The 17903-nt window shown below is 66.1% G+C and carries 19 protein-coding genes; 4 read left to right on the top strand and 15 right to left on the bottom strand.

The annotated features are described in order from the left end of the window. Entirely contained in the window at positions 1-996 is a 996-nt protein-coding gene (locus tag DM868_RS02315; RefSeq protein ID WP_137275239.1) for a phosphate uptake regulator PhoU, read from the bottom strand. 275 nt (positions 997-1271) lie between these two features. Between DM868_RS02315 and phoU the strand changes: the two genes are divergently transcribed. Next, the gene (phoU, locus tag DM868_RS02310; RefSeq protein ID WP_137275238.1) at positions 1272-1952 is read left to right on the top strand and encodes a phosphate signaling complex protein PhoU; all 681 of its coding nucleotides are present in this window, start codon (positions 1272-1274) and stop codon (positions 1950-1952) included. A gap of 12 nt (positions 1953-1964) precedes the next feature. Here phoU and DM868_RS02305 read toward each other — a convergent pair whose 3' ends face one another. The 10 genes from DM868_RS02305 to cofD all read right to left on the bottom strand — a co-directional run bounded on the left by DM868_RS02305 (position 1965) and on the right by cofD (position 10140). After that, positions 1965-2594, bottom strand: a complete 630-nt coding sequence (locus DM868_RS02305; protein ID WP_137275237.1) for a cyclase family protein — start codon at positions 2592-2594, stop codon at positions 1965-1967. Positions 2595-2624: 30 nt separating this feature from the next. Further along, complete coding sequence (asd, locus tag DM868_RS02300; protein ID WP_137275236.1) at positions 2625-3659, bottom strand: aspartate-semialdehyde dehydrogenase; 1035 nt, start codon at positions 3657-3659, stop codon at positions 2625-2627. 90 nt (positions 3660-3749) lie between these two features. Next, positions 3750-3941 (bottom strand): 30S ribosomal protein S17e, encoded by a 192-nt coding sequence (locus DM868_RS02295; protein WP_137275235.1) that lies wholly within the window; start codon positions 3939-3941, stop codon positions 3750-3752. 101 nt (positions 3942-4042) lie between these two features. Next, the gene (locus tag DM868_RS02290; RefSeq protein ID WP_137275699.1) at positions 4043-4945 is read right to left on the bottom strand and encodes a metal ABC transporter permease; all 903 of its coding nucleotides are present in this window, start codon (positions 4943-4945) and stop codon (positions 4043-4045) included. 77 nt (positions 4946-5022) lie between these two features. Further along, positions 5023-5766 carry a metal ABC transporter ATP-binding protein gene (locus DM868_RS02285; protein WP_137275234.1) on the bottom strand — a complete coding sequence of 248 codons (744 nt, stop codon included), beginning with the start codon at positions 5764-5766 and terminating at the stop codon, positions 5023-5025. A 31-nt stretch (positions 5767-5797) separates the two neighbouring features. Further along, the gene (locus DM868_RS02280) at positions 5798-6835 is read right to left on the bottom strand and encodes a metal ABC transporter substrate-binding protein (RefSeq protein WP_137275233.1); all 1038 of its coding nucleotides are present in this window, start codon (positions 6833-6835) and stop codon (positions 5798-5800) included. A 118-nt stretch (positions 6836-6953) separates the two neighbouring features. Beyond that, positions 6954-7529, bottom strand: coding sequence for a DUF447 domain-containing protein (locus tag DM868_RS02275; RefSeq protein WP_137275232.1), 576 nt, complete (start codon positions 7527-7529; stop codon positions 6954-6956). A 1-nt stretch (position 7530) separates the two neighbouring features. Beyond that, on the bottom strand, positions 7531-8364 hold the full coding sequence (locus DM868_RS02270; protein WP_137275231.1) for a triphosphoribosyl-dephospho-CoA synthase: 834 nt from the start codon (positions 8362-8364) through the stop codon (positions 7531-7533). Next, positions 8357-9136, bottom strand: coding sequence for a tRNA-dihydrouridine synthase (locus tag DM868_RS02265; RefSeq protein ID WP_137275230.1), 780 nt, complete (start codon positions 9134-9136; stop codon positions 8357-8359). Before DM868_RS02265 ends, DM868_RS02270 begins: the two co-directional genes overlap by 8 nt. Then, a complete protein-coding gene (gene cofD, locus DM868_RS02260) occupies positions 9136-10140 on the bottom strand; it encodes a 2-phospho-L-lactate transferase (RefSeq protein WP_137275229.1) in 1005 nt (334 codons plus the stop codon). Before cofD ends, DM868_RS02265 begins: the two co-directional genes overlap by 1 nt. Positions 10141-10248: 108 nt before the next feature. On the opposite strand from cofD, the gene DM868_RS02255 reads away from it, so the two are divergent. From DM868_RS02255 to DM868_RS02245, 3 genes are all read left to right on the top strand, one after another. Beyond that, positions 10249-11466, top strand: coding sequence for an HD domain-containing protein (locus DM868_RS02255; RefSeq protein ID WP_137275228.1), 1218 nt, complete (start codon positions 10249-10251; stop codon positions 11464-11466). A gap of 57 nt (positions 11467-11523) precedes the next feature. Further along, positions 11524-12540 (top strand): amidohydrolase family protein, encoded by a 1017-nt coding sequence (locus DM868_RS02250; protein ID WP_137275227.1) that lies wholly within the window; start codon positions 11524-11526, stop codon positions 12538-12540. A 77-nt stretch (positions 12541-12617) separates the two neighbouring features. After that, a complete protein-coding gene (locus DM868_RS02245) occupies positions 12618-13121 on the top strand; it encodes a universal stress protein (RefSeq protein WP_137275226.1) in 504 nt (167 codons plus the stop codon). A gap of 19 nt (positions 13122-13140) precedes the next feature. Here the strand turns inward: DM868_RS02245 and DM868_RS02240 are convergent, their stop codons facing one another. The 4 genes from DM868_RS02240 to DM868_RS02225 form a co-directional block, all read right to left on the bottom strand. Beyond that, positions 13141-14061 carry a biotin--[acetyl-CoA-carboxylase] ligase gene (locus DM868_RS02240; RefSeq protein WP_137275225.1) on the bottom strand — a complete coding sequence of 307 codons (921 nt, stop codon included), beginning with the start codon at positions 14059-14061 and terminating at the stop codon, positions 13141-13143. Between the two features lie 88 nt (positions 14062-14149). Further along, positions 14150-15988, bottom strand: a complete 1839-nt coding sequence (locus DM868_RS02235) for an acetyl-CoA carboxylase biotin carboxylase subunit (RefSeq protein ID WP_137275224.1) — start codon at positions 15986-15988, stop codon at positions 14150-14152. A 69-nt stretch (positions 15989-16057) separates the two neighbouring features. Next, on the bottom strand, positions 16058-16294 hold the full coding sequence (locus tag DM868_RS02230; protein WP_137275698.1) for an acc operon protein: 237 nt from the start codon (positions 16292-16294) through the stop codon (positions 16058-16060). 2 nt (positions 16295-16296) lie between these two features. Beyond that, complete coding sequence (locus DM868_RS02225) at positions 16297-17847, bottom strand: acyl-CoA carboxylase subunit beta (protein WP_137275223.1); 1551 nt, start codon at positions 17845-17847, stop codon at positions 16297-16299. Positions 17848-17903 lie beyond the last annotated feature (56 nt).

Below are 17903 nucleotides of genomic sequence, written 5' to 3'. Positions count from 1 at the left end.
CTACGGCCGCGGTGCGGCGTTCTGGAGGGCGGTTTCGGCGATGTTGCCGCCGTAGTCGGCGCTTCTCGACAGCGAGTCGACGATCAGCCCGAGCAGCTGCGCCTGTTGGGGTTCGAGCTCTCGAATGGTGTCGTCGACCACGCGTGCGAGTTCGTCGATTCTGGTGACGCGCTGTCGGGCGTCGTTGGCGAGCGTCGTCGCGCGGTCGGAGTCGTCTTGCAAGAGCGCATCGATCGCCATCTCGACGATCTCCGTCGCCTCGGCGTGGAGTTCGGTGATCGCCTCGGCGGCGTCGTCCGGTGGGGCGTCGAGCGTCCCGGCGTGGGTGGCGATCTTGGCGGCGTGGTCGCCGATCCGTTCGAGTTGGCGGGCGCTCGAGTGGTAGTCGAAACAGGTCTCCCGATCGAGGCCGATCCCGGCCACAGCCGACGGATCGCGAAGCACCGATCGGAACACCCGCGAGACCATAGACCAGAGCCGGTCGACGTCGTCGTCGCGCTGGACGACGTCCGCCGCGAGGTCGTCGTCGTCCTCGATGAGCGCCGCCACGGCGTCGGCGAGCATCGTCGTCGAGACGAGTTGCATCCGGGTGATCGCGTTGTGCATCGACAGCTCCGAGGAGTCGAGGAGATCCTGCAATCGAACGCGCTCGGACGTTTCGCCGATGACCTCGAGGCCGACGAGTCCCTGGGTTGCCTCGCGGATCGTCCGGCGCTGTGCGGCGGTCACCTGGGTGGTCTCGAGCGTGATAATGTCGAAGCCGCTGACGTACATTGTCACGACCGCGCGCATCAACTCGTCGCCGTCCAGGCCGGTGATGTCGAGCGTTCCCTCGACTTTCTCCTCCTCCCGTTGGGGCGTCAAGAGGAGCGTATCCTCCTCGGGGTGGAACTCGACGACGCTGCCGCCGTGGACCCCGTTGTCCGTCGCCCATCCCTTCGGGAGTGAAACAGTGTACGTGGACCCACCTGTCACCTGAACTTTTCTCGTTTCCATACGTTGCGTACAAAACCAGTACATAAATATTTGGCGAGATATATAGAAGATGGCGGCCCGTTTGACGCGATTTCCAGCGAACGGTTGGGGTTTCAGGCGATCGATCGGATACTGTCCCGTTGTATAGCCAAAATTATATACTTCTATATATTCAATGTGGGTTCACAGACGTTCCGACAAAATCGCGGCTCCGATGACCCCCAGAGTGGCGCGTGGGACGACGCGCGTCAGACGCTCCCCGAAAAGCCATACAGGAGAAGCGACAAGCGAAACCAATGGCACGCAAAGGATTCCAACAGCAGCTGACGGAACTCCGTGAGAACGTGCTCTACATGAGCGAGATCGTTCTCGAACGGATGCGAAAGGGGCTTCGAGCGCTGGACGAAAAAAACGAGGCGCTCGCGAGGGAGGTCATCGAAGGCGACCACGAGATCAACGAGATTTACCTCGAGTTGGAGCAAGACTGCATCGATCTGTTCGCGCTCCAACAGCCCGTCGCCGGCGATCTCCGGTTCATCGCTGCCTCGTTCAAGATCATCACCGACCTCGAACGGGTCGCCGACCTCGCGACGAACCTCGGCGATTACACGCTGCAGGCCTCCCGGGACATGTATCCCGACGTCGACATTCAGGGGATCGGTGTGGACGTCATCGAAATGGTCGAGGACGCGATGGACGCCTACGCCGAGGAGGACACCGACGCCTGTTTCGAGATCAACGACCGCGACGACGAGGTCGACGCCCGCTGTGAGCGCGCATCCAGCATCGTCGTCCGGGACCTCATCGAAACGGAGATTGACAGCGATTCGTCGGACGCGGAGATCGAGGCGCTCATGGCCGAGGTGTCGCGACTGCTCCTCACCATTCGTGATCTCGAACGCGTCGGCGACCACGCGGTCAACATCGCGGCGCGGACGCTGTACATGGTCGAAAACAGCGACGAGCTGATCTACTGACTCCATCGTAACTCATCGTTCGCACGCGAACGCCCGGACGGGGGACCCGTTGCCCTCCGGCAGCGAGAGCGGGACGGCGAACAGTCGACACCGATCCAATCCGGCGAGGTTCGTCAGGTTCTCTACGATCAGCAGTCCCTCGCCGAGCAGCGCTCGGTGGGCCGGAACCCCTTCCGGCGCGTCGGTGGCGTTCGCACTCGGGGTCGGGTCAGGGTTCAGCGTGTCGATGCCGACGGACCACCCGGCGTCGAGACAGCGATTAACGCAATCGACGCTGAGGTACGGATGATCGAGGTACCGTGAGGTGCCCCAGTGGTCGTCCCAGCCGGTTCGAAAGACGATCATGTCGCCGCCGTCGTCCGGCAACACCGTCGAATCGATCGCTTCGCGCGCGCCGAACGCCGTGCAGTCGACGACGGTCGCATCGAAGACGAACCGATCGAGGTCGAACACGTCGAGCGACTGGTCGAACCCGACGTGGCTCGGCGCATCGATGTGCGTCCCGGCGTGAGAGCCACAGTGAATCTCCGAGACGTGATAGCCGTCGGTTTCGACGGTCGCGGCCGGTTGGACTGAGACGTCAGGATCGCCGGGAAACGTCGTCATACCGGTCTCGATCGGATGGGAGAGGTCGCGATACATCGCGTGGTGAGAAACGTCGAGTATCGGTCGTTACAGGTAGCCTTCTTCCAACAGCAGTTCGCCGTTCAGAATGCTCGCACCGGCCGCACCGCGCATCGTGTTGTGTGCCAAGCAGTTGTACTGGATCCCGTTCGAGGTCGTCTCGATGCCGCCGGCCGAGACGGCCATCCCGCCACCGAGGTTCCGATCGAGTCGAGGCTGCGGGCGGTCGAATTCCTCGAACACCTCGATCAACTGCTCGGGCGAGGAGTGCAGATCGATGCTCGGGTACGAGCGGAACGCCTCGGCGACGGCCGCTGGATCGGGGTCGTCAGCGAGATCCGCCCAGACGTTTTCGAGGTGGCCGTCGAGCGTCGGGACGCGGTTGCACGACGCAGAAACGTCCGCACCGTGGAGTTCGATCCCCGCGCCGTCGAAAGAGCCAAGAAGCTTGCGCGATTCCGTCTCCATCTTGTCGGCCTCGCCGCCGATGTGGGGGATGACGTTGTCGATGATCTCCATCGAGGTGACGCCGGAGTAGCCGGCGCCGGAGACGGCCTGTAGCGTCGAGACGTGGACGCGTTCGAGGCCGAACTCGTCGAGCGCCGCGAGCGTCGGTACCATCGTGATCGTCGAGCAGTTGGGGTTCTTGAGCAGCGCGCCGTCCCAGCCACGGTTGTCGCGCTGGACCTCGATGAGATCGAGATGGTCAGCGTTGATCTCGGGGATGGTGAGCGGGACGTCGTCGTCCATGCGTCCGTTCGAGGAGTTCGAGGAGACGACGTATCCCTCCTCGACGAACGCGGGTTCGACCGAGGCACCGACGTCGGACGGGAGCGACGAGAACAGCAGATCGACATCGTCGGGGACCTCGTCGGGATCGGTGCCGACGACGGTGATGTCGGCGACGTCGTCCGGGATGGGCGTGTCGACACGCCACTTCGCGGCGTCGCGATACGTTCGGCCGGCGCTGGACGACGAGGCGGTGAGCGCGGCGATCTCGAACTCCGGGTGCGGTACGAGCAGTTGGATGAGCCGTTGCCCGACGGCGCCGGTCGCGCCGAGGACACCTACGCGGGTGGACATTGACGGTGGTATGACGAGCCATAGGAAAACGGTTGTGAAAAGCGGCCGCTCTCCGACGGTCGAAAATGAACGATCGTCAAGAATACGGAGTTATGCGGTCTGCGGGACGCGCTGCTTGCGGGTGACGTAGCCGGCGATCCGGTTGCGGACGCCCTTCGATTCGATGTTGGTCAGCTCCTCGACGAGGGCTTTGTTGTGTTCGAAGTCGTCACCGAACGCCTTCGGATAGCGTTCCATGAGCAGCGTCGCCGTCTTCTTGACGTAGGCGGGTTTGATGGCCATTGATACTGCCTGATACTGCTGTGGCACCTAAAAAAGATTCGAAAGGGTGCCGCACGGACGGCGAGCGAGCGATCGGCCCCGATTCGACCGACGAAGGGGACTCAATCCGCCGGATCGTCCGCGGCCGCCGGGGCCGAGTCGACCGCGACCGTCCGTTCGGCCTGTAGTTTGCCGAAGAGGACGGCGACGACGTAGAGGCCGACGGCGACGAGGACGATCGTTCCGCCGGCGGTCGCCTCGTAGTGAAACGAGAGGGTGATCCCGATCAACACTGCGAGTTCCGCGAGGATCACCGAGGCGAGGAGCGCCTCGCGGAAGCTCCGGGCGACCTGCGTCGCGCCCGCGACCGGCACCACCAACATCGCGGCGACGAGGATGACGCCCATGATCTGCATCGCCCCGACGACGACCATCGCCGTGAGCATCGCCACGACGCGGTTGTACCAGGGGACGTTGATCCCCGCGACCCGGGCGGCCGTCTCGTCGAACGTGACGTACAGTAGCTGTTTGTACGTCACCGCGACCACGAGCGAGATCACCGCGAAGAGTCCGAGGAGCAAGATCGTGTTCTCGTTGGACACCGTCGAGAGGTTCCCGAACAGATACTGGTTGACGCCGACGGCGAGGCCACCCGAGTTGAGGCTGATGAGCACCGCCCCGAGCGCGAAGCCGGTCGACAGCACGATCGCCATCGAGACGTCGTTGTACGCGTCGGTCACCTCCGAGATCAACTCGATCGCGAGGGCGGCGAGCATCGCGACGACGACGGCGGTGAGATACGGCGAGATGCCGGTTCCCAGGACTGCGTTGACGAACAGCCCGACGGCGACGCCCGCAAAGGCGGTGTGGGCGAGCGCGTCGCCGATCAGCGCGAGCTGTCGATGGACGAGGAAGGTGCCGATAAGCGGGGCCATCACCGCGATGAGGACGCCGACGAGAAACGCCCGGTGCATAAACCCGTACTCGAGCATGGTGATACCGAACAGATCGGCGAGAATCACCATGAGCCCGCTCCACAGCCCGAGCAGCCACAGCGCCAGCTCGTAGAGCGCTCCGACGACGCTGACGGCCGCGACCGCGCTCACGCGATCGTTACCCCCTCACCACGGCGGACGTTCGTCCCGTAGGCCCGATCGAGGGCGTCGCTCTCGGCGAACTCGACTGGCGGACCGTCGAAGTACAGTTCTCGGTTGAGACAGACCACGCGACCTGCGTGTTCGAGGACGGCACCGATGTCGTGCTCGACGAGCAGGATCGTCATGCCGTCGTCGTTGAGCGCGTCCAGGAGTCCGAAGAACGCGTCGACCGATTCGGCGTCGACGCCAACGGTCGGCTCGTCGAGGACGAGCAGGTCCGCCTCGCCGGCGAGCGCGCGGGCGATGTAGGCGCGCTGGCGCTGACCGCCAGAGAGCTTCGTGATGCGCCGATCGGCGAGATGCTCGATGCCGACCGTCCGGAGCGCCTCGCGCGCGAGTTCCCGGTCCTCGGTCGTGATTCGACCGAAGCCGGCGTGCGGAAACCGGCCCATGAGGACGACTTCTGCGACCGTGATTGGCATCCGCTTGGTGTTCTCCGTGACATCCTGGGCGACGTAGCCGACGCGCGCGCGGTCGACGAACGCGCCGGCCGGCTGACCGAACAGGGTCGCCGTGCCGTCGTCGGGGTCGTGAAGTCCCAAGATGAGTCGGAGGAGCGTACTCTTCCCGGAGCCGTTGGGTCCGATGAGTCCGACGTACTCGCCCGAGTCGACGGTGAGAGAGATATCCCGAATGACGGGGCTCGCCGTGTAGCCGAACGAGACGTTTTCGAGAGCGATGTGTGTCATGGTGGTGTGGATGTTGGATCGTGTCGTGTGATCACTCGAAGTTCCGCCACTCCGCGTCGAAGTCGGGGTCCGGTTCGGCGGCGTCGAGGACGATCTCGAACGTGGGCATGTTGATCTCGCGAGCGATCTCGAAGTACCCCCAGCCGCGGTCGACCCACGTTTGCGTCGTCCCGGCGTACGGCGTCACCGGGTAGTACGCCTCGACGTCGGTCTGATCGCGGAGTTGCCGAGCGGGGCGTCGGGGCTCGAACACCGCCGCGCCGATGTACCGGATGTCGTGTGCTTCGATCGTGTCCTGTGCGCGTCGCATGTCGGCCGGTCGGACATCGTCGTTGGCGGCGAGGTTCGTCACCAGCGGCTGGATCGTCGCCTCGTAGCGCTTTCCGACGTACTCGAAGGCGTTGTGCGCAGCGAGAAAGACCACGTCGCGCTCGGCGGCCCCGAAAATCGCCTCCCACTCGGCGTCAATCGCGTCCAGTTCCGCGTTGACTGCGTCCGCGTTCTCCGTGAACGCCGACTCGTGCGCCGGGGCGATCTCGGCGAGGCCGTCAGCGATGTTGTCGACGGACTGTTTCGCCAGCCCCGGATCGAGCCAGAAGTGTGGGTCTTTCCCGGATTCGACCGCCTCGTCCTCACCGACGGTGTCGGCGAGATCGAGCAAGTTGATTCCCTCGCGGACGTTGATCATGTGCGTGTCCGCCCCGTCGTCGCGGACCGTCTGGATCGCGCGATCGGCCCACGGCTGAAACCCCGGACCGACGTTGACGAACGCGTCCGCGTCGATGATAGCGCGGGTGATCGAGGGATCGGGCTCCCACCCGTGGCCGTGGAGCCCGGTCGGAACGAGATTTTTGACCGTTACGGGCGTCCCGTCGGCCACCTTTCGGGCGAAGTCGTAGAAGGTGAAAAACGAGGCGACGACGGTGATATCGCCGTCTGACCCGTCGTTACCGTTGCCACTCGAAACGCTTCCGACGCACCCGGCGAGTCCGAACGCGAGGCCGCCGGCGCTCGCGAGCGCGAACTGCCGGCGCGAGAGCGACCGAGATCCGGTCGGTTCCGTTTTCATGACCACACATTTGACACGACTACATATTAAGTTTCTGTATCACATCTAAAGATTAGACGCGTCTAAACCATGGGAGGGGATCCGTCCCCGAGGTGACCGAAAAGACGTAGCACGATACTCAGTCCGTGAGATCGACGTGCGAACGCAACCTTCGGAACGCCTCGCGCTCGCGGGGGCCGCCACAGCGCTCGACGACGCGCTCGAAGTACCCGATCCGGTCGTGAAGTTCCGCCGGATCGTAATCGGGCACGTCCAGCCGCGAGGCGGCGACGGTCGCCTCGACGACGGCGTAGTACCCACGGTTCGTCGTCGGGACGGTCCGGCGTTCGATCACCGCATCGGTCGGCGTGAGCGCCCACTCGACCCACTTGGTTTTGCCCTCCGTCCCTCGATCGATCGCCTCGACCTCGACGTTCGTCCAGGCGTCGACGCTCGCCAAGATCGGCTCGTCCTCCTCGCGAATCGAGCAGGCTGCGTCGACGAAGTCTACGGGATCGCTCGAAAACTGGACGTACCCGTCGCCGCGTTCCTCGAAGTTCCGCCTAGTCCGAGTTCGCCCCCACGTCCGAGCCGTCACGGGGTCACCGGCGAACAGACCGAGCGCGGCGACGTTCCAGCGGCCGTTCGGGCCGAGCGTGGTCACGATGGACTCCGTGACACCGCGGAGTTCGACCGGCCACTCGGCGCGCGTCACCTCACACCACCAACCCGCGTTCGAGGGCGACGAACAGCGCCCCGGCGACGATGTCGGCCGTCGTCCCCGGGTTGATGTCGCGGTCGACGAACTCACCGGCGAGCGCGTCGGCGTCCTCCGCGCCGTCGAGAACTGCGCGTGCGCGCTCGGTCGCTTCCGCCGCGGCGTCCGCCCCGTTTCGCGTGACGACGAACGTGTCCTCCTCGTCGGCGAGCAGTCGGAGGAACGTCCGCGAGACGCGCCGGTCGATGGGGCCGCTGTTTTCGAGCAGCCAGGTTGCGGCCTCGAAACTCCGCTCGAATCCCGAGAGCCACTCGGCGGCGACGCCGTCGTGATCGGCGGACCGTTCCATCACGTCGTACAGCGTCATCTCCCGCCTGCGGAGCGTCTCGACGGCCGCCGTGCCGCGTCGAACGTCCAACGCCGCCAGGTCCTCTGGCGGATCGTCGACGGCCACATCGACGTGCTCGAACGCCCGGTAGAACCCGCAGGCGTCGTCGACGGTCGTCCGCCTCACCGTTTCCGCGACGCCTTCGGGCGTGAGACGGTGCGTCGCGGCCGCCCGGACCAGCGGCACGGTGAGCAAGAGCGCGCCGAACTGGGTGTTCCCGCCGGACTGGTCGGCCATCCCCTCGACTGCCCGTTCGAAGGCACGACCGATCGGCTCGCCGTCGGCCGCCGCGCGCAGCCCCTCGAACGCCCCGACCGCACCGGCCATGAACTGCTCGAAGCGGAGGTTCTCGTGGTCGCGGCGTCGGTCGACGTTTCCAGGCTTGGGCGTCCCCGTCACTTCGAGCAACAGCGCGAGCTGTGCGTTCTCGGCCGGGTCACGCATCGGGCGTCACTCCGGGGTCGGCTGGCTCGGTCGCCTCCGCATCGAACCAGCCGTCGACGGCGGCTTGGACGCGCTTCAGGACTGCCGGATCGTCCGAGGGGCGACCTACGGAGACGGCATCTGCACCGTATTCGAGATACTCGTGGGCGCTCCGCCGATCCCGGACGCCGTTGTTGGCGATCACGAACGCCTCCGGGGCGGCCGAGACCACCTCGGTGACGATCGGTTCGCTGTCCATGGCGTCGATATGCAGGGCGTCCGCGCCCGAGTCGACGAGCGCTCGGGACAGGCGGGGCAAGTCGACGCCAGGGACCTCGGCGCGGACCTTGGCGCTGACCGTCGCGCCAGCGTCCGACGCCGCGGCGACCTGTTCGCGGAGGCGCTCCTCGTCCCTGAGCAACGTTTCGCCCGCGTCCGCGTCGCACATCTCCGGCTGCCGGCAGTGGGCGTTCACCTCGAGAATCGCGCCGTGATCGGCACAGACGGCCGCGGCCTCGGCGGTCGCCGCGGGATCGACGCTCCGGACGTTGAACGCCGGCGTGAGGTCGACGTCGGCCAGCGACGAGAGCTGCCGATCGAGAAAGCGGATCGGCGAGTCGGGGAGGAACTCGGTGCGTTCGCGATCGGCGAGCGCTCGGGCGGCAGCGCGCGTGGGGGCATCGAGTGCCAGCCCGCCGAGAAAGGCACAGCCGACATACGGTTCGGCGGTCAGCGCCCACTCGGCGTCGGATTCGCCTGATAGTGAGGCGACTGCGACGCGCGGTTCGAACATCAGGTGACCCCCACGTCGATCGCCTCGAAGGCCTCGCGGACGGCCCGACAGACGCGCAGTCCGTCCTCGGGGTCGCCGAGTTCGGTGTCGGTTCGGACGACCGGCCGGTCGAGCTCCGTCCCGTCGTCGTCGTCGAGGACGAAGGCGTCGGCGAAGGGGTACGCCGCGGCGACGCCGGTCGTCGACGGATCGTGGCCCGTGGCGGCCAGCAGATCGCCAGCCGGTCCGGAGAAGACCCGATCTTCGACGAACGGTGAGACGGCGACGACGGGCGTCGATTCGAGCGCCGACCGAAACGCGTCCATGGCGAGCATCGGGCCGAGACTCGTCACCGGGTTCGAGGGACCGATCACGACGGGCGCGTCGAGGACGGCCAGGGCGGCGTCGGTCGGTTCGGCGTCCTCGGCACCTCGGAACTCGACGCGCTCGATATCGGGGTCGGCCCGCCGATCCACCCAGAACTCCTGAAAGTGCATCGGCCCCTCGTCGGTGTGGACGATCGTGGCGACGGGGTCGTCGCTCATCGGCAGGACCGGGCGCTCGAGGCCCAGCGCGTCCGCGAGCGTCTCGGTCACCTCGGTGAGGGAGTTCCCCTCGTCGAGCAGACCGGTGCGCGTGACGTGAATTGCCCGATCGCGGTCGCCCAGTTCCATGAACTCACCCACGCCCGAAAACCGCCTGTAGCGGGCGATGTCGCGTCCGCTCGTCTGGGCCTCCGGAGGGAGATATCGCGGCCCCCCTGACAGTCCGGCCGCGTCGGTGAGCCGGCGTATCTCCGCGTGCGTCGCCGTGGTGTCGCCGTCGATCCCCCACCACGTCTCGTGGTCGAGGAGGCCGCCTTCGGAGAACAACACGGTGTCGATATCGGGGCAGACGAGGACGCCGCTCAGTTCGACGTCGTCGCCCGTGTTACAGACGGCGGGGGTCTCCTCGGGGGCGAAGACCGGCTTCGATCCCCGGAGGAGTTTCGGCGTCCCCGTACCGCCGGCGAGGAAGGTTACCATACTACCGCTATCATGTGGACGGATTTCAATCTGACCGTCGGGGGTCGGATCGACAGCCACGGATTCGGCGCGACCGTTTTTAACGGATGGCGACGAACCTTGACGCGGATGGTCACGATCAAGGACAGCGTTCACGACCACATCACCGTCGAGGGAGTCGCAGCGGAGCTTCTGGATACCCCTCCGGTCCAGCGGCTCAGACGGCTCAAACAGCTCGGGACCGTCGGGCTGGTGTATCCGAGCGCGAACCACACCCGGTTCGAGCACTCCCTCGGCGTCTATCACCTCGCGGACGCCGCGCTCGACGGATTGGGGATCGAGGGGGCGCAGGCGGAGCGGCTCCGGGCCGCGGCGATCCTCCACGATGTCGGCCATACGCCGTTCAGCCACAACATCGAGTCGATCATCGCGCGGCTGACGGGGCGGATGCACGACGAGGTCGACGACCTCCTCGAGGAGGGCGAGATCGCCCGCGTGCTCGCGCTGCACGACATCGATCCGGGGGCGGTCGCGGACCTCATCGCCGGCGATGGTGAGTTCGGCCAGCTCGTCTCGGGGGAGCTGGACGTCGATCGGATGGACTACCTCGTCCGCGACGCCCACCACACGGGCGTCCCGTACGGAACGATCGACACCGGGCGATTGATCCGCGAACTCCGGTTCGTCGACGGGGAGCTCGTGCTCGGCGAGGGGAACGTGCAGACGGCCGAGTCGCTGCTCGTCGCGCGGGCGCTGATGAACCCGGTCGTCTACAATCATCACGTCGCCCGGATCTCGAAGGCCATGCTCAGACAGGCGACGGAGCGGCTGCTAGAAACCGAGGAGGCGACCGCCGAGACGCTCCGCAGGATGGACGACGCGGCGTTGCGCGTCGCGCTCCGCTCGTGTCCGGAGACGGCGGCGTTTGCGACCCGTCTCGACACCCGCTCGCTGTACAAGCGGGCGATTTGGGCGGAGCTTCAGGACGTTCCGGACGAGCTCCTCGACGCCGATCACGAGGCGCGCGGCGAGTTCGAGCGGCAGATCGCGACGCGGGCCGGCGTTGAGCCCGACGCCGTCATCATCGACGTCCCCGATCGCCCCCGGATGCGCGAGTCGACGAGTCGGGTCGTCGTCAACGGCGAGGTCCGGACGCTGGGCACCCAATCGACGCTCGTGGACGCGCTCCGGCGGGTGCAACAGGAGCAGTGGCGACTCGGCGTGTACGCGCCCGAGGAGGCGACGGACGCGGTCGGACGGGCGGCCGAGGAGACGCTTGGACTGGATCTGGACGCCCTCGTCGTCGACGTTCGCAAGGGGATCAACACGACGCTCGACGAGTTTTGAGCCGCCTGGCCGGACGAAAGCTACAAGCGATTTAACCGGGGGGATCCAGGGACCCGTATGGAGCTTTCGGGAACGATACTCGCCGGCCCCGAGTACGAGCCGGTCGAGGGCCGGGTCGTCGTCAAGGACGGCGAGATCACGGCGATCGAGGAGGCGGAAACCGCGTCGTCGGCCATCATCTGTCCGGCGTTCGTCAACGCGCACACGCACATCGGCGACTCAATCGCCAAGGAGGCCGGCCGCGGCCTCTCGCTCGACGAACTCGTCGCACCGCCGGACGGGCTGAAACACCGGCTGCTTGCCGAGGCCTCGCGTGAGGAACTGGCCGAAGCGATGCGGCGCTCGCTGGAGTACATGATCGCCGGCGGAACCGGCGCGTTCATCGAGTTCCGAGAGGGCGGTGTGGCGGGCGTCGAGGCGCTCTCTGCAGCGGTCGAGACGCTCGACATCGATCCGATCGTGATGGGTCGAGACGAGATTGACGTCCTCGACGTCGCCGACGGCTACGGCGCCAGCGGCGCGCGCGACGGCGAGTTCTCGGCCGAGCGGACCGCGGCGAGAGCGCAGAACAAGCTGTTCGGCATCCACGCCGGCGAGCGCGACCCCTACGACATCAACTCGGCGCTCGACCTCGATCCCGACTTCCTCGTCCACATGGTCTACGCGGAACGGCTGCACCTCGAGCGAATCGAGGACAGCGAAATTCCGGTCGTCGTCTGCCCCCGCTCGAACCTCGTCACGGACGTGGGGGTCCCGCCGGTCGCGGAGCTCGTCGAACGGACGACCGTCGGACTCGGGACGGACAACGTGATGTTGAACAGCCCGTCGATGTTCCGCGAGATGGAGTTCGTCTCGAAGCTGTGCGACGTCTCCGCCCCCGAGGTGTTGCGGATGGCGACCGCTGCCGGCGCGGAGATCGCGGGACTGAACTACGGCGTCATCGAACCCGGACGGGACGCCCGACTCCAGGTCCTCGACGGGGATTCGGACAACCTCTGTGGCGCGCGTGATCCCGTCCGAGCCGTGGTCAGACGCGCCGGCGTCGACGACGTTACGAACGTTATATTGGGCTAAATCGACCGATAGACGGCGCGTGAACGGTCGAAACCGGTTTGTAGGCGGAAGACATATTATCATGTGGTGTGGTACCTATGTTTGATACGATACTCGTCCCGACTGACGGATCGGAGGGGATGGCCCGGGTGATAGACACCGCCTCGGAGCTCGCCGACGTTCACGGTTCGACCGTCCACTTCGTGTACGCCGTCCATACAGCGTCGTTCGCGAACCTGCCGATGGAGACCTCGTGGGAGAGCGTCGGCGTGATGCTCCGCGAGGACGGGGACGCTGCGCTCGAAGCCGCCGAGAGTCGGTCGACGGCCGATCGGGTCGAGACGGCGATGGTCGACGGCCCACCGAGCCGTGAGATCCTGACGTACGCCGAGGAGATCGGCTGTGACCTCGTCGTCATGGGGACACACGGTCGAGGCGGACTCAACCGCCTGCTGCTTGGGAGCGTGGCCGAGCGAGTCGTCCGTTCGGCGACGATCCCGATCATGACCGTCCGGGTCGGCGAACCCATCGAACGGCCGGCGAAAGCCACCGACGAACAACCGGTCACGGCTGATCCATCGGTGACCGAAGCGCTCGAATAGGCCGAAACAAAGCCAACTCTCAGGTCGGGCGGAGGTGTTCGCAATCGCCCGCGGAGACGCGTTCCTCCCCGTCGTCTGTCGCCACGACGAGCGTGCCCGGGAACTCGATATCGAGCGCCTCCCCGACGACATCCCCGCCGGGAGTCTCGACGCGAACGCGCTGACCGAGCGTGGTCGCCGTGTCGCGCCAGGCCGACAACACGGATTCCGGCGCGTTCCGTAGCTCCTCGAACCGCTCGATCAACGCGCGCGTCAGTGCCGCCCGGTCGACGTCGCCGATCAATTCGCGGATCGTCGTTGCCGTGTCCGGCACGGCGTCGGCATCGACGTTCGCGTTGATCCCGATCCCGACGACGATCCACGAGACCCGATCGGCCTCACCCTCCATCTCGGTGAGGATCCCGACGAGCTTTTCGCCGTCGACGAGGACGTCGTTGGGCCACTTGATGCCCGCGTCGACGCCGACGTCGTGGAGGACTTCGGTCGTCGCAACGGCCGCGGCGAGCGTGTAGATCGGCGCCTGTGCCGGCGGGAGATCCGGCCGACACACGAAACTGATCCAGATCCCCCCGGACGGTGACGAGAACTCGCGATCGAGCCGCCCCCGAGCGCCGATCTGCTCGTCCGCGAGCACAGCGACGTTCGACTCGCCCGCTGCGGCCAACTCCCTGGCTCGGTCGTTCGTGCTCCCGATCGAATCGTGGTACTCGATATCGAACGGCGCGTCGAGGCCGTATTCGACGCTGGCACCGCCGAACTCCGGCGTTCCCAACAGGACGTATCCGTCCTCGCGGCTGTCGATCTCGAATCCCCGTTCTCGAAGCGCTTCGATGTGCTTCCAGACTGCGGCGCGCGAAACGTCGAGTTCGTCGGCGAGCGTCGGACCCGAAACCGGGGCCTCGGAAAGCGACTCCAGGATTCGTCGTCGAGTGGCCTGCATATGCGGTGGTTCACGCGGCGCGTACGGATAACGGTCCCGAGAAACGCGCGTTTGAAAATCGTCGTCGGGCTCCGGTCACGCGTCGCGACTACTCGAGGACGACGAGCGGATCGTCCTGATCGACCGAGTCGCCCTCCGAAACGGCGATTTCGGTGACCGTGCCGCCCGTCTCGGTGACAACGTCGTTCTCCATCTTCATCGCCTCGAGAACGCAGATCACGTCGCCGGCGGCCACCTCGTCGCCTTCCTCGACGTTCACCGAGAGGATCGTCCCCTGCATCTCCGCGCGGACGACCTCACCGTCCGCCGAGATCTCGGGACCGTCGTCGCTGCTGTCGCCTCGACCGCGCGAGGGCCGCTGCGCCGTGGGGCTCGACGTCGGGTTGCCGCCGCCGGCCATCGCAGCGAACGCGCCGCTCTCCTCGAGGTTGACCTCGAAGCGCTTGCCGTTGACCTCGACGGTGAACTCCCGCTCGACCGTCTCCTCGTCCGAATCGCTCGATTCGATGTCGCCGCCCCACTTCTCTTGGGCGGTGTCGATCCGCTTGGGGTCGAGTTCGTTGTCGAGATACTTCGTCGTGTGCGTCCCGGCCGCGAACGCCTCGTCCTCAAGCATCAGCCGGTGGAACGGGATGATCGTCGGAATCCCCTCGATGTCGTACTCGGCCAGCGCCCGCTCCGAGCGGGCGAAACACTCCTGACGGTCGCCGGCGTGGACGATGAGCTTCGCGATCATCGAGTCGTAATCCGTCACGAGATCGTCCCCCTGTCGGAGCGCGTCGTCGAGGCGAACGCCGATCCCGCCCGGCGGGTCGTAGGTTTCGAGCGTGCCGCCCGTCGCCGGCGCGAACTCCTCGGCGGCGTTCTCGGCGTTGATCCGGAACTCGATCGCGTGGCCCTCGAGTTCGACGTCGTCCTGCTCGAAGTCGATCTCCTCGCCCGCGGCGACCCGCAGCTGCCACTTGACGATGTCGATGCCGGTCAGCTCCTCGGTGACGCAGTGTTCGACCTGAATCCGGGTGTTGACTTCGAGGAAGTAGAAGTTCGCGTCGGGACCGAGCAGTTCGTCGTCCGCCCGATCCTCCTCTTCGACGAGGAACTCGAACGTCCCGGCGTTGTAGTAGTCGGCCGCGTCCGCGCCGCGGCGGGCCGCCTCGCCGATCTTCTCGCGGAGTTCGTCCGAGAGCGCGGGCGATGGGCCCTCCTCGATGACCTTCTGGTGGCGGCGCTGGAGCGAGCAGTCGCGCTCGCCCAAGTGGCGGACGTTGCCGTGTTCGTCGGCGAGGATCTGGACCTCGATGTGACGCGGGTTCTCGAGGTAGCGTTCGAGGTACACGGAGTCGTTGTCGAAGTACGCCTCCCCCTCGCGCTTCGCGGCGTCGAGTTGGGCTTCGGCCTCTTCGGGGTCGTGGACGATCTTCATCCCGCGGCCGCCGCCACCGCCCTCGGCCTTGATCGCGATCGGGTAGCCGTGTTCGTCGCCGAACGCGTGGACCTCGTCGGCGGACGTGACCGGGTCTGTCGTCCCCGGGACGATCGGCACGTCGGCGGCGTCCATCACCTTGCGGGCCTTCGTCTTCTCGCCGGCCTGCTCCATCGACGTCGAGGAGGGGCCGACCCACGTCACGCCGTTGGTGGCCTCGACGGCCGCGGCGAACTCCGCGTTCTCCGCGAGGAAGCCGTACCCCGGGTGGATGGCGTCCGCACCCGCCTTCTCGGCGGCCTCGATGACGGCGTCGTGATCAAGATACGAGTCGGCCGCACGCGCGGGACCGACGTTGTACGCCTCGTCGGCGTATCGAACGTGGCCGCTGTGTTTGTCCGCGTCGCTGTACACCGCGACGGTGTCTACGCCGAGATCGGCACAGGCACGCATCACGCGAACCGCGATCTCGCCGCGATTTGCGACGAGCACCTTGTCGAACATGTTGTCGAATCGGTGTTACGGCGAGCACCTTATTCTATCGATCGACACCGAACCGAATGTCCGGAAAAGTTAGAATCGGTCGGTGCGCCCGGCGGCCGCCCAGTCGTCGCGCGGCGCGTCGATCGGCGCGCGGACCCGGCGGCTCTGGAGGGCCTCGATCCGGCCGGTGAACCCCCACCGGTCCCGCGGCGGTTCAGTCGAGCCCTGGCTCACCGCCGCCTCGGCTTCCGCAGCGAGCGTCCGGAAGACGGCGGTGATCGCGGCAGCCTCGGCTTCGTCCGCGTCGTCGGGGATGTCGAGGTGCATCGTCACAGCGGGATGTTCCCGTGCTTCTTGTCCGGCTGATCCTTGCGCTTCGATTCGAGCATCTCCAGATCGTGGATCAGCCGCGGGCGGGTGTCCTTCGGTTCGAGCACGTCGTCGACGAAGCCGCGCTCGGCGGCCGTGTAGGGGTTCGCGAAGGTGTCTCGGTACTCGTCGATGAGCTGTTCGCGGCGGGCCTCCACGTCGTCCGCGTCGGCCAGTTCGTCGCGGTAGAGGACGTTGACAGCGCCCTTCGGCCCCATGACCGCGATCTCGGCGGTCGGCCACGCGTAGTTGACGTCCGCTTCGAGGTGCTTCGACGCCATCACGTCGTACGCGCCGCCGTAGGCCTTCCGGGTGATGACCGTCAGTAGCGGAACCGTGGCCTCGCTGTAGGCGTACAGGAGCTTCGCGCCGTGTTTGATGATCCCGTTGTGCTCTTGGTCGGTGCCGGGCATGAACCCAGGGACATCGACGAACGTGACGATCGGGATGTTGAACGCGTCGCAAAAGCGGACGAACCGCCCGCCCTTCAGCGAGGCGTCGATGTCGAGTGTGCCGGCGTTGACGCGCGGTTGGTTCGCGACGATGCCGACGGATCGACCGTCGAGTCGGCCGAACCCTGTCACGAGGTTTCTGGCGTAGGCCTCGGCGACCTCGAAAAAGGAGTCCTCATCGACGATCCGGTCGATGACGTCGACGATGTCGTAGGGCTTTCGCGGCTGATCCGGGACGATCTCCTCGAGTTCGTCGTCGCGACGATCCGGATCGTCCCACGGTTCGACGCGGGGCGGGTCCTCGACGTTGTTCGAGGGGAGATACGAGAGGAGGTATCGGATATCGTCGAGCGCCTCCTTCTCGTCGGCCGCCGAAAAGTGCGCGACGCCCGAGTCGGCGGTGTGGGTTCCAGCTCCGCCCAGCTCCTCGAAGCCGACCTCCTCACCGGTGACCGTCTCGATCACGTCGGGGCCGGTGATGAACATGTGGCTCGTCTCCTGCACCATGTAGATGAAGTCGGTGATCGCGGGCGAGTAGACCGCACCGCCCGCGCAGGGACCCATGATCGCCGAGATCTGCGGGACGACCCCCGAAGCCTTCTGATTGCGGTGGAAGATGTCGGCGTAGCCCGCGAGCGAGTCGATCCCCTCTTGAATTCGGGCTCCGGCGGAGTCGTTGAGCCCGATGATCGGTGCGCCGGTCTCGACGGCGCGGTCCATCACCTTACACACCTTCTCGGCGAACGCCTCGCCGAGCGAGCCGCCGAAGACGGTAAAGTCGTGTGCGAACACGAAAACGGTTCGACCGTCGACCTCGCCGTACCCGGTGACGACGCCGTCGCCGTAGGGCTTCTCGGCGTCCATGTCGAAGTTGGTGCTGCGATGCGTCTTCAGTTGGTCGAACTCCTCGAAGGTGCCGTCGTCGAGGAAGTAGTCGATCCGCTCTCGGGCGGTCAGCTTCCCCTTCTCGTGTTGCTTTTCGATGCGCTCTTCGCCGCCGCCGAGTTCGGCTTCGCGCTTTTTGTCGCGTACCTCGTCGATGCTTTCGTCCATAGTCATGTGTTGGTCTTGCTCGGGAAACGACCAGCACCGAAAAAGGCGTTCCGTTATAGAAT

Origin of the sequence: Natronomonas salsuginis (genome assembly GCF_005239135.1) — an archaeon.
GTDB lineage: Archaea > Halobacteriota > Halobacteria > Halobacteriales > Haloarculaceae > Natronomonas > Natronomonas salsuginis.
Note: the sequence above shows the minus strand (reverse complement) of the source record. Positions and strands in the feature narration are given on the sequence as shown.